Here is a 10,394-nt window from a genome sequence, read left to right as displayed (position 1 = left end):
CCCAGCCTGCGCTGGGGCGACGATTTCGTTGAGAAAGCCGCGTAACCTAGCGGTCGAATTCGCTCTTCTTCTCGCCATAGCGGTCGCGCATGAAGCGGCCGTGGCTCTCGAGCGCATGCATGTCCTTCTTCGCAAGGCTCTCGCCCAGTTCCTCGAGCGCATGGCGGCCCGAACGCAGCCCGTCGGCGAGCCGCTGGTTGGCAGTGAGGCCCTCGTTGTCGCGCGTCAGGCGATAGCTTTCGGGCACTTGCTCGTAGCGCTCGATGAGGAGGGGGAGGTGCTGGCTCATGAGGCGGCGTGCATCAGCGACCTGCGGATCGCCCGGCTCGGCATTGGCGAGCAACTTTTCCATCGCCTTCACCCGCTGGCGCAGCGCGTCGAGTTCGGTGCGCGCGACCTGCGGCAGGTTGCGGCGCACCCGTCCCAGGAAGGTGTCGAAGCGGGTGACGAGGTCGGCATTGCCGATCTTCGCGGAAATCTCGCCCATCGTCGCGGCGGCGCGCTTCGGGAAGAAGGCCGCGATGGCGGCCAGCCCGATGGCGATGCCGACCGCGGCGAGGAAGCCGAACAGGCCGATCGGCACGACCATGCCGATGCCGATGGTGATGACGCTGACCACCCCGATGGCGAGCCCTGCGCGCAGGAGGCCGTCGGTGAGGTCGCGCCCCATTTGTTCGAGGTCGCGTCGGCGGGTGGGGCTGTCGAGATTGGCCAGCACGCGGTCGGCGCGGTCGACCGATGCATCGGTGCGCGCCTGCACCGCGGGCAGCCGTTCCAGCTCGCGCACCTGCCGCTCGACCGCGGCGACCCCTTCCTCGATACTCATCGTCTATTGCCGTCCTATTCGAGCGCCTCGAAGGGCGAGGGCTGCTTCTCGAGCTTGGCCTGTTCGACCCCTTCGGCGCGGGCGATATATCCCTTCGACTTCTTCACCTCGCCCTCGAGCACGTCGACGGTCTGCTTCATGTTGCCGAGCGCCTGGAGCTTGAACTGGTCGATCGAATCCATCGTGTCATAGATATTCTGGAAGGCGCGCTGCAGCGTCTCGAGCGGGATGGTCGATGAGGACGCCTGCTCGTGGATCTGCGCGGTGTTCGACTTCAACAGTTCACCGGTGCTGTCGATCATGCCCGCCGTGGTCGTGTTGAGCGCGGTGATCTGCTGGAGCACCAGCTTCTGGTTGGACATGGCCTGCGCCACGGTCACCGCGGTGCGGAGCGCTGCCACGGTGGTGGTCGAGGCGCGGTCCACGCCCTTCACCAGCTCGACATTGTTCTTCTTGACGAGGTCGAGGGCGAGATAGCCCTGCACCGTCACCGCCATCTGCGTCAAAAGGTCCTGCGTGCGCTGGCGCGTGTAGAAGAGCGCGCTCTCGCGCATCGCCTTGGCCTTGGCGGGATCGGTCGCGTCCAATTCGTTGGCCTTGGCCTCGAGCGCGGCATCGAGCTGCTTGGAGATGTGGATCATCTGCTCGAGCTTGTGCATCGTCTTCCAGAGCCCTGCGCGCTCGGTATCGATCGCGGCATTGTCCATCAGGAGCTCGTCCTTGCCGTTGCCGAGCCGGTCGAGGATCGCCGAGATGTGGCTCTGGGAGGAGCGATATTTGTCGAAGTAGCGGTTCACCTTGCTGCCGAAGGGGATGATGCCGAGGAGCTTGCGCCCCGTGAACATCTTCGAATTCTCGCTGGGGTCGAGCTCCTCGACCGTCTGGCGCAGCTTGGTGAGGTCGGCGCCGATGCCGGTGTCGCTGTCGATCGCCTTCACGGGGCGGTCGAGGAAGCGCGAGGAAGCGCCGGCGGCTTCCTGGATTTCCTTGCGGCCCATCGCGGTCAGCTGGTCGACCTTCTTGCCGAATTCGGGGCTGTTGGCGTCAAGCGCTGCCAGCTCGTCGACGAAGCTGTCGACCTTGTTGTCGAGCTGGGTGCGCTCCTCTTCCTTCAAGGGCACGAGGCCGGCGGCCTGGTGGGTCGCGATCGGCTGCAGCGCCTCGGGCGGGTCGAGCTTGATCTTGGTCGCGGTCTCGGTCGCAGTCTTGGTCTCGGTAGCCATTGAATCCCTCTTTTCGGCTGGATGCCCAGTTTCCCCATGAGGGTGACCAGAGGAGGCGACCAAGGCAAGCCAAATTCACTGTATCAGCAATGTAAGACGCCTATGCCGCCGTCACAAGGGGGAGCGAGGGGACGCGCGGTTACGAAGCCTTAACCATGAAATGCAAGCATATGCTCACCATCCGAACGCTATGCCGTGGCGCAATAGGGAGAAAGCCGGGAGGCGACATCATGCGTAAGCTGTTTGACAAGATCTGGAATGACGAGCGCGGGAACGTGCTCGTCGTCATGGGCGCCACATTGCCGCTGTTCATCGGGGCGGCGGGGCTTGCCACCGACACGATCCAGTGGACGCTGTGGAAGCGTCAGTTGCAGCGCGCGGCGGACTCCGCCGCCATCGCCGGCGTCTACGAACGCATCCAGAGCGATACCGAGGCGGGCGTCAAGGATGCGGTCGACAAGGATATCGCGCTCAACCACCACACGGGTATCGCGCTTTCGACCGGCTATCCGCAGGTCAGCCGGCTGGCCGACAGCGGCGACATGCGCCAGCGCGTCCAGGTCGTGCTCTCGGTCGCCCGTCCTTTGTCGTTCAGCAGCATGTTCATGACCAGCGCGCCCGAGATCCGGGCGACCTCGGTTGCGGCCTCGGTGCCGGGGACCGACGAATATTGCGTCATCAGCCTCGAGGACACCGCGACGACCGGTATCACCGGCTCGGGCAATGCGGGCGTCGAGATGGACTGCGGCATGATCACCAACTCGACCGCCCCCAATTCGGCGATCGCAAAGGGTAATGTGACGATGGAGGCGAGCGTCATCGCCTCGGTCGGCGGCATCCAGGAATCGGATAACTGGGTGGTCGACAAGTACGACCCTTATGTCTCGAAGATGGAAGACCCCTACGCCAACCTCAATCCCAACCTCGACGAGCTCGACTGCGACACCGAAAAGGTCGTCGTGCGCGGCGGTCCGAACGAGACCATCAGCGTCGCGCCCGAGATCAACGGCGATTACGACTTTGCGGCGAGTAAGTCCGCCAATGGCGGCGATGCGATCAACTGCTTCTCGGGCATCGACGTGGGGCCGAGCGAGACCGTCAACCTGCCCGCCGGCGTCTATTATATCGACGGCGGCAACGTGAATATCCAGGGCACGGTGACGGGCACCGACGTGACCATCGTCCTGACCAATTCGGACAGTGCCAGCAATGCCACCATCGGCACCTTCGACATGAATGCGGGCGCCAGCCTTACCCTGACGGCGCCGACCAGCGGTGACTGGGCTGGCGTGGCGGTCTACCAGGACCGCCGCGCGGTCGACCAGGCCAAGCAGACGCCCAACAAGATCAACGGCGGCTCGACCGGCATCATTACCGGCGTGCTCTACTTCCCCAACCAGGGGCTGGCCTATAACGGCGATGGCACCAGCACCTTCGTGTGCACCCGCATCGTCTCGCGCCGCGTCACCTTCTCGGGCAACAACACGACCGGCAACACCAACAAGTTCGAGGACGACTGCTCCCATGCCGGCATCCCGGCCTTCGAAGGCGGACGCCTGATCCGACTGGTGGCCTGATCATGATCCAGACCTTCCGCAAGCTTATCGACAACCGCGAGGGTTCGGCCACCATCGAACTCGCGCTGGTGTCGCCGGTGATGGCGCTGATGGTGGTCGGCGTGGTCGACCTGTCAATGGCCTACAGCCGCAAGCTCGCCATCGAACAGGGTGCTCAGCGCGCCATCGAAAAGGTGATGCAGACGACGACGACCGAGACCGTGCACGGCACGCTCGGCAAGGAAGCGGCCGCCGCCGCCGAGGTCAACGAGGACCAGGTGTCGGTCAAATATATGCTCGAATGCGATGGCACCGAGACCGACATCACGTCGAAGGTCGACACCGTCCAGGCCTCGATCGACGCCGGCATGGCATGGAATGCGATCGACACGTCGGGGCTCGACTGCGCATCGGGTACCAGCGTCCAGCGCGCCTATATCACCGTGACCATCACCGACGATTTCGATCCGGTTATCGACCCGAGCCTGGTCGGGATCCAGTCGAAGGACGGCAAATTCCCGATCACCGTCGAGACAGGGATCCGCACGCAATGATCAAGAAATTCATCTCGCGCCTCAACAAGCGCGAAGAAGGCGCCGCGGCCATCGAGATGGCCTTCGCCTTGCCGATCTTCATCATGCTCCTGTGGATGGTGGTGCAGATGGGACTCGTCATGCGCGCCGTCGCCGGCATGCAGCACGCGCTGGGCGAGGGGGCGCGGCTCGCGACCATCTATCCCACGCCGACGTCGAACGACATCACCAACAAGATCACCGACCGCGTCTACGGCATCGGGCCCGGCACCTTCAGCATCAGCGATCCGGTGTGGAACAACAGCCAGGGCTATGTCGATCTCGAGGTGACCTACAACCAGAAGACCGACCTCCTGTTCCTGCCGGGACCGGACGTCTCGCTGTCGCGCAACAAGCGCGTCTACGTCGCCAACTAGGCGTTAGCCGCCCGCGCCGCCGCGCGCGGCGAAGAAAGCGGCGATCGCCCCTTTGAGTTCGTCGGACGCGAGGCGTTCGGCGAACTTGCCATTTTCCAGCGTCATCCTCTCGAGCACACGGTCGCTGTCGACCTTCCTGAGAAGCCCCTGCGTCTGCCGCATCGCCTCGGGCGGGCGTGACAGGAGGGTGGCGGCGATGCCCTCGAATTTCTCGTCGAGCTCGTCATGCTGCGCGACATGGCTCAAGAGGCCGATCGCCTTGGCCTCGGCCGCCCCGAAGCTCTCGCCGAGGAGGAGGTAGCGCGCCGCCGCGCGCCGCCCCGCCAGTTCGGGCAGGATCAGGGAGCTTGCCGCCTCGGGCACGAGGCCGAGTTCGGTGAAGGGCATCTTGAAGCGCGTATCCTCCGCCGCGATCACGAGATCGCAGTGGAACAGCATGGTCGTGCCGATGCCGATCGCATTGCCGTGCACCTTGGCGAGCACCGGCACCCGGTTGGTCGCCATCGCGCGCAGGAAGCGCCAGACGGGGATGTCCTCATGGCTGCCGGGCTGGGGCATTTCCTGCATGAAGTCCATGAGGTCGTTGCCCGCGGTGAAGTCGACGCCTTCGCCCGACAGGGTGATGAGCCGCACGTCCGAACCCTCGGCATTGGCGGTTTCCACCGCTTCGGCCATCGCCGCATACATGGCGATGGTGATGGCGTTGCGCCGCTCGGGCCGCGCCAGCACCACGTCGAGCCTGCCATTGTCGCGGGTGACCTTGATATGCTCAGCCATGAAATTCCTCGTATCGGCGGGTGACGTTCTTGCGCGAACTGGCTATCGGATAGCCGACTTCAGCGCCAGCCCGAGGGGAGCGACAATATGAAATTCTTCGCCGACACCGCCGACATCGACGCGATCAAGGAGCTTGCCGACAGCGGCCTGCTCGACGGCGTCACCACCAACCCCTCGCTGATCAAGAAGTCGGGCCGCGACATCATCGAGGTCACCAGGGAAATCTGCGGCATCACCGACGGTCCCGTCTCGGCCGAAGTGGTCGCCACCGACCATGACGAGATGATGCGCGAGGCCGAGGTCCTGCGGAAGATCGCCGACAATATCGCCATCAAGGTGCCGCTGACCCGCGACGGCCTCAAGACCTGCAAGGCGCTTTCGGGCGACGGCACGATGGTCAACGTGACCCTGTGCTTCTCGGCTAACCAGGCGCTGCTCGCGGCCAAGGCGGGCGCGACCTTCATCTCGCCCTTCGTCGGGCGTCATGACGATATCGGCTATCCGGGCATCGAGCTCATCGCCGACATCCGCCTTATCTACGACAATTACGATTTCGCCACCGAGATCCTCGTCGCCAGCGTGCGCAGCCCGATCCACATCCATGATTCGGCCAAGCTGGGTGCGGATGTCATGACCGCGCCGCCCGAGGTGATCTGGAAGATGTTCAACCACCCGCTCACCGACAAGGGCCTCGACGCCTTCCTCAAGGACTGGGCATCGACCGGCCAGAAGATCGGTTAACCCGTTTCGGGCCCGGTGACCAAAAATCACCGGGCCTATCGGGAAATTAACCATCAGGCGGTAGGGTGTGGTCATGGCAGAAGTGATTCGCTTTGAAGACCGGGCCCTCAAGAGCCTGCGTGACCGCCTCGGCGCCGCCGAGGAGGCGCGCGACGACGCCATCGCCTTTGCCCGCGGGCACAGCGGTGCGACCGCCTCGATCCATCATGCCGCGCTGTCGCTGATGCGCTGCGAGAGCGTGCCCTGCCTCTTCGACACGATCGTGCGCGACTGGGCTCGCCTCCTCGAGGTCGACCATACCGCCGTCGCGCTTAAGGCGGGCGGCAAGGCCTATCGCATCGACGAGGATGGCAACCACCTGCTCGAGCCCGCGTGGATCACCCGCGCGATGGGCCTCGGCAAGGTCCAGATGCGCGCGACCAACCATGGCGACCCGCTGTTCGGCAAGATCGCCGCGCGGATCCGTACCGAGGCGCTCATTCCCTTCGAAGCCGAGAAGGGGCGCCTCGCGGGGCTCATCCTGCTCGGGCAGGAAGACAGCCTGCCGCTCGATGGCGCGCACGGCGCCAAGCTCCTCGCCTTCCTCGGCGAAACGCTCGGCGCGATGCTGGTGCGGTGCGGCCGGGGCTGAACGCCCACCCCGCGCGCGACACGGTCGTGCGCTGGGCCGACCATCTCCTCCATGACCGGCGGATGAGCGCGCATACGGTGCGCGCCTATCGCGCCACAGGATTCCGCTTCATCCAGTTCCTCGGCCAGCATCGCGGTGAGGAAATCGGCAAATATGCGCTGCTCTCGCTGGAAGCGGTGGACCTGCGCGCCTTTCTCGCGGCGAGGCGCGGCGAAGGGCTCGGTGCGGCCTCGGCGGCGCGCGAGCTGTCGGCGGTGCGCAGCTTCCTCAAGTGGGTTGCGGAGGAAGCGGGCGAGACCCCGCGCGTGCCCGCGACCCGCGCGCCCAAGCGCCCCAAGACCCTGCCACGCCCCTCCAGCCCCGCCGACGTCGAGGCGCTGGGGCAGGGGGCCGAGGATGCGCAGAAGGAGCCGTGGGTCGGCAAGCGCGACCTTGCGATCCTGCTACTGCTTTATGGCTCGGGGCTGCGGATTTCGGAGGCGATGGCGCTCGATGCCAATGTCCTGCCGATGGGCGATGCGGTGCGGGTGACGGGCAAGGGCGGCAAGCAGCGCGTGGTACCGATCGTGCCCGCGGTGGCGCAGGCGGTGGCCGACTATGCGCGCCTCTGCCCGTGGCCATCGGGGCCCGGCAATCCGCTCTTTTACGGTGTGAAGGGCGCAAGGTTGTCGGCCGACATGGTGCGCCGCTCGGTGCGCAATGCCCGCCGCGAACTCGGCCTGCCCGACAGCCTCACCCCGCATGCGCTCAGGCACAGCTTCGCGAGCCACCTGCTCGCCGCGGGCACCGACTTGCGCTCGCTACAGGAACTGCTCGGCCACGCCAGCCTGTCCTCCACGCAGATCTACACCAAGGTCGACGCTGCCCGCCTGCTCGACGTCTATCGGAGCGCCCACCCGAGGGGGTGATCAGGCCTTGGCCTTGCCGACCTTGCGGTGGGTCCAGAGACGCCAGACATAAGCGAGGACCAACGTCACGATGATCGCGGTCGAGATCGGCCCGAGAAACTCGTCGATCTCCTCGAAGCTCGAGCCCAGCTTGTAGCCCGCCAGCGCAAGCAGCGCGGTCCAGCCCGCCGTGCCGATGGTCGAGGCGATGAGGAAGCTGCGCCAGCGCATCTTGAGAAGCCCCGCGGGCACCGAGACGAGGCTGCGCACCGTCGGCAGCATGCGCCCCATGAAGACGAAGAAGGTGCCATAGCGCTCGAACCATTTCTGGCCGCGCTCGACCTCGGCCCAGGTCATGGTGATCCAGCGGCCCCAGCGGTCGATCAGCGGCTTGAAGCGCTCGATGCCGAGCCAGCGGGCGATCATGTACCAGACGACATTGCCCGCCATCGCACCGAAGGTACCGGCGATGATGATGCCGGTGAGCGACAATTCACCCTGTCCGGCGCGGATGCCCGCGAGGCTCATGATGAGCTCGGACGGGATCGGCGGGAAGACGGTCTCGAGGAACATCAGGAAGGCGACCGCGACGAGCCCGCCCTGGTCGATGAGGTCGATCACCCAGTCGGTCACTTGAGACGCTCCTCGACCGCGTCCCAGATGAGGCCGGCGCTGTTGATCCCGTCGAACTGGTCCAGGGCGACGAGGCCGGTGGGGCTGGTGACGTTGATCTCGGTGAGCATGCCGCCGATGACATCGATGCCGGTGAAGAGGAGGCCGCGCTTCTTGAGTTCGGGGCCCAATGCGGCGCAGATCTCGCGCTCGCGCTCCGTCAGCTCGACCTTGGCGGCCTTGCCGCCCGCCACGAGGTTCGAGCGGAATTCGCCCGCCGCCGGAATACGGTTGATCGCGCCGATCGGCTCGCCGTCGACGAGGATGATGCGCTTGTCGCCTTCGGTGACCGCCGGAAGGAAGGCCTGCGCGATGAAGGGCTCCTTCATTTCCTGGGCGAAGAAGTCGACGAGGCTCGACAGGTTGCGCGCATCCGAACCGATGCGGAACACGCCTTCGCCGCCCTTGCCGTGGAGCGGCTTGACGACGATCTCGCCATGCTCGGCGAGAAAGGCGCGGATCTCGGCTTCCGAGCGGGTGATCAGCGTCGGCGGCATGAAGCGCGCGAAGTCGAGCACGAACAGTTTTTCCGGCGCCGAGCGGATCGCTTCGGGATCGTTGAGGACGAGGGTCTCGCCGGTCACCCGCTCGAGGAGGTGCGCGGCGGTGACATAGGCGATGTCGAAGGGCGGGTCCTGCCGCACCCAGACGACGTCCGTGTCGCGCCCGAGGTCGATGTGGGTGTATTCGCCCGCGCTAAAGTGATTGCCTTCCTCGCGCCGCACCGTGACGGGGCGCGCAAAGGCGCGGACGCGGCCGTCGAGATAGGACAGGGCACCCGGCTGATATTCGTGGAGCGTATAGCCGCGCTCCTGCGCCTCGAGCATGAGCGCGAAGGTGCTGTCGCCGGCAATGTTGATGCCCTCGAGGGGATCCATCTGGAAAGCAATGCTACGGGTCATGCGCGAAGCCCCTAGGATCAATGGGTTAACTTGTCACCAACCCTGCCAGATATTTTCAAGGTGGCGGGGACGGCGGCCGGGGGCACAAAGCACGGCGTCGATGCGCACGTCATGCCCTTCGGCGGCATAGGATGGCGCGAGCGCTTCGGCGGCGGCGATGACGCGTTGCATGGTGCGCGGCTCGAGAAAGGCCTCTGCCTCCTCGATCGTGGCGCGGGTCTTCACCTCGACGAAGGCGACGGTCATGCCTTTCTTCGCGACGAGGTCGATTTCGCCGACCCCCGTCTTCACGCGCCGGTCGAGGATGCGCCAGCCCTTGAGGCGCAGCCACCAGGCGGCGATGCGCTCGCCCTGCCGCCCGCGCGCTTCGGCTTGCTGGCGCCTCAGCGCTTCATCCTTTCCTGGACGCGGGCGTAGACGTCATTCTTCTTGAGCCCGAAGCGCGCGGCCACGTCCTTGGCGGCGCGGCTCGCGCTCATTTCGGCAAGTGCCGCGTCGATGGCAGCATCCACATCTTCCTCGCTCGGTGCATCGGCCTCGCCCGGCGGACCGATGACCAGCACGATCTCGCCCTTGGGCGGCGTCTCCGCATAGCGTTCGGTGAGCTCGGTGAGCGTGCCGGTGGCCACCTCCTCGAACATCTTGGTGAGTTCGCGCGCCACTGCTGCGGGGCGGTTGCCCAGCACTTCGGCGGCGGCGGCGAGGCTCTTGGCGAGGCGCGGGCCGGTCTCGAAGAAGACCAGCGTGGCGCGAAGGCCCCTGAACTCCTCGAACAGGTCGGCGCGCGCCTTGTCCTTGTTGGGGATGAACCCTGCGAACAGGAAACGGTCGGTCGGCAGCCCCGAGAGGGTCAGCGCCATGGTCGGCGCGCTCGGTCCCGGAACCGCGCCGACATGGAGGCCGCGCGCACGCGCCTCGTGGACGAGCTTGTAGCCGGGATCGGAGATGAGCGGGGTCCCCGCATCGGACACCAGCACCACCACCTTGTCGGACAGTTGCGACAAGATCGCCTCGCGGTCGCTGTCCTTGGAATGGTCGTGATAGGGCCGCATCGGCTTTTTCAGGCCGAGATGGCCGAGAAGCTTGCCGGTGACGCGGCTGTCCTCGACAAGGAGCAGGTCGGCGGCTTCGATGGTTGCTGCTGCACGGGGCGAGATATCGGAAAGATTGCCGATCGGGGTCGCGACGATATAGAGGCCGGCGTGAAGTTCGAGATTTGCCATGAGGGAC

The 10,394-nt window shown here is 65.6% G+C and carries 13 protein-coding genes; 6 read left to right on the top strand and 7 right to left on the bottom strand.

What is annotated here, in order from left to right:
• Positions 1 to 46: 46 nt before the first annotated feature.
• A complete protein-coding gene (locus NUW81_RS03165) occupies positions 47 to 826 on the bottom strand; it encodes a hypothetical protein (RefSeq protein WP_245110301.1) in 780 nt (259 codons plus the stop codon).
• Positions 827 to 840: 14 nt separating this feature from the next.
• The gene (locus NUW81_RS03160) at positions 841 to 2,049 is read right to left on the bottom strand and encodes a toxic anion resistance protein (protein WP_245110300.1); all 1,209 of its coding nucleotides are present in this window, start codon (positions 2,047 to 2,049) and stop codon (positions 841 to 843) included.
• Positions 2,050 to 2,279: 230 nt separating this feature from the next.
• Between NUW81_RS03160 and NUW81_RS03155 the strand changes: the two genes are divergently transcribed.
• From NUW81_RS03155 to NUW81_RS03145, 3 genes are read left to right on the top strand one after another with little or no spacing between them, the layout of a single operon-like run.
• The gene (locus NUW81_RS03155; protein ID WP_245110299.1) at positions 2,280 to 3,626 is read left to right on the top strand and encodes a pilus assembly protein TadG-related protein; all 1,347 of its coding nucleotides are present in this window, start codon (positions 2,280 to 2,282) and stop codon (positions 3,624 to 3,626) included.
• A 2-nt stretch (positions 3,627 to 3,628) separates the two neighbouring features.
• Entirely contained in the window at positions 3,629 to 4,159 is a 531-nt protein-coding gene (locus NUW81_RS03150; protein WP_245110298.1) for a TadE/TadG family type IV pilus assembly protein, read from the top strand.
• On the top strand, positions 4,156 to 4,554 hold the full coding sequence (locus NUW81_RS03145) for a TadE/TadG family type IV pilus assembly protein (RefSeq protein WP_245110297.1): 399 nt from the start codon (positions 4,156 to 4,158) through the stop codon (positions 4,552 to 4,554). Before NUW81_RS03150 ends, NUW81_RS03145 begins: the two co-directional genes overlap by 4 nt.
• A 3-nt stretch (positions 4,555 to 4,557) precedes the next feature.
• Here the strand turns inward: NUW81_RS03145 and NUW81_RS03140 are convergent, their stop codons facing one another.
• Positions 4,558 to 5,331, bottom strand: coding sequence for an enoyl-CoA hydratase-related protein (locus tag NUW81_RS03140; protein WP_245110296.1), 774 nt, complete (start codon positions 5,329 to 5,331; stop codon positions 4,558 to 4,560).
• 87 nt (positions 5,332 to 5,418) lie between these two features.
• Between NUW81_RS03140 and fsa the strand changes: the two genes are divergently transcribed.
• The 3 genes from fsa (at position 5,419) to NUW81_RS03125 (ending at position 7,611) form a co-directional block, all read left to right on the top strand.
• On the top strand, positions 5,419 to 6,072 hold the full coding sequence (gene fsa, locus NUW81_RS03135) for a fructose-6-phosphate aldolase (protein WP_245110295.1): 654 nt from the start codon (positions 5,419 to 5,421) through the stop codon (positions 6,070 to 6,072).
• A 73-nt stretch (positions 6,073 to 6,145) separates the two neighbouring features.
• Positions 6,146 to 6,703, top strand: coding sequence for a DUF484 family protein (locus NUW81_RS03130; protein WP_245110294.1), 558 nt, complete (start codon positions 6,146 to 6,148; stop codon positions 6,701 to 6,703).
• Positions 6,688 to 7,611 carry a tyrosine recombinase XerC gene (locus NUW81_RS03125; protein WP_260508531.1) on the top strand — a complete coding sequence of 308 codons (924 nt, stop codon included), beginning with the start codon at positions 6,688 to 6,690 and terminating at the stop codon, positions 7,609 to 7,611. The genes NUW81_RS03130 and NUW81_RS03125 overlap by 16 nt, the downstream gene beginning before the upstream one ends.
• Here NUW81_RS03125 and NUW81_RS03120 read toward each other — a convergent pair whose 3' ends face one another.
• From NUW81_RS03120 to rsmI, 4 genes are read right to left on the bottom strand one after another with little or no spacing between them, the layout of a single operon-like run.
• Positions 7,612 to 8,223 carry a DedA family protein gene (locus NUW81_RS03120; RefSeq protein WP_245110293.1) on the bottom strand — a complete coding sequence of 204 codons (612 nt, stop codon included), beginning with the start codon at positions 8,221 to 8,223 and terminating at the stop codon, positions 7,612 to 7,614.
• Positions 8,220 to 9,164, bottom strand: a complete 945-nt coding sequence (gene gshB / locus NUW81_RS03115) for a glutathione synthase (protein ID WP_245110292.1) — start codon at positions 9,162 to 9,164, stop codon at positions 8,220 to 8,222. Before gshB ends, NUW81_RS03120 begins: the two co-directional genes overlap by 4 nt.
• Before the next feature lie 33 nt (positions 9,165 to 9,197).
• Complete coding sequence (locus NUW81_RS03110) at positions 9,198 to 9,551, bottom strand: YraN family protein (protein ID WP_245113651.1); 354 nt, start codon at positions 9,549 to 9,551, stop codon at positions 9,198 to 9,200.
• Complete coding sequence (rsmI, locus tag NUW81_RS03105; RefSeq protein ID WP_245110291.1) at positions 9,548 to 10,387, bottom strand: 16S rRNA (cytidine(1402)-2'-O)-methyltransferase; 840 nt, start codon at positions 10,385 to 10,387, stop codon at positions 9,548 to 9,550. Before rsmI ends, NUW81_RS03110 begins: the two co-directional genes overlap by 4 nt.
• Positions 10,388 to 10,394 lie beyond the last annotated feature (7 nt).

The organism is Sphingomicrobium aestuariivivum, from assembly GCF_024721585.1.
Classification (GTDB): Bacteria; Pseudomonadota; Alphaproteobacteria; order Sphingomonadales; family Sphingomonadaceae; genus Sphingomicrobium; species Sphingomicrobium aestuariivivum.
The sequence above is the reverse complement of the archived record's forward strand: the minus strand, read 5'-3'. Positions and strand labels throughout refer to the sequence as shown.

Excerpts from the sequence above, each read along its gene's own strand:
- gshB (WP_245110292.1), bottom strand. The coding sequence starts at position 9,164 with ATGACCCGTAGCATTGCTTTCCAGATGGATCCCCTCGAGGGCATCAAC.
- NUW81_RS03140 (WP_245110296.1), bottom strand. The coding sequence starts at position 5,331 with ATGGCTGAGCATATCAAGGTCACCCGCGACAATGGCAGGCTCGACGTG.
- rsmI (WP_245110291.1), bottom strand. The coding sequence starts at position 10,387 with ATGGCAAATCTCGAACTTCACGCCGGCCTCTATATCGTCGCGACCCCG.
- NUW81_RS03130 (WP_245110294.1), top strand. The coding sequence starts at position 6,146 with ATGGCAGAAGTGATTCGCTTTGAAGACCGGGCCCTCAAGAGCCTGCGT.
- NUW81_RS03155 (WP_245110299.1), top strand. The coding sequence starts at position 2,280 with ATGCGTAAGCTGTTTGACAAGATCTGGAATGACGAGCGCGGGAACGTG.
- NUW81_RS03150 (WP_245110298.1), top strand. The coding sequence starts at position 3,629 with ATGATCCAGACCTTCCGCAAGCTTATCGACAACCGCGAGGGTTCGGCC.
- NUW81_RS03165 (WP_245110301.1), bottom strand. The coding sequence starts at position 826 with ATGAGTATCGAGGAAGGGGTCGCCGCGGTCGAGCGGCAGGTGCGCGAG.
- NUW81_RS03145 (WP_245110297.1), top strand. The coding sequence starts at position 4,156 with ATGATCAAGAAATTCATCTCGCGCCTCAACAAGCGCGAAGAAGGCGCC.
- NUW81_RS03160 (WP_245110300.1), bottom strand. The coding sequence starts at position 2,049 with ATGGCTACCGAGACCAAGACTGCGACCGAGACCGCGACCAAGATCAAG.
- fsa (WP_245110295.1), top strand. The coding sequence starts at position 5,419 with ATGAAATTCTTCGCCGACACCGCCGACATCGACGCGATCAAGGAGCTT.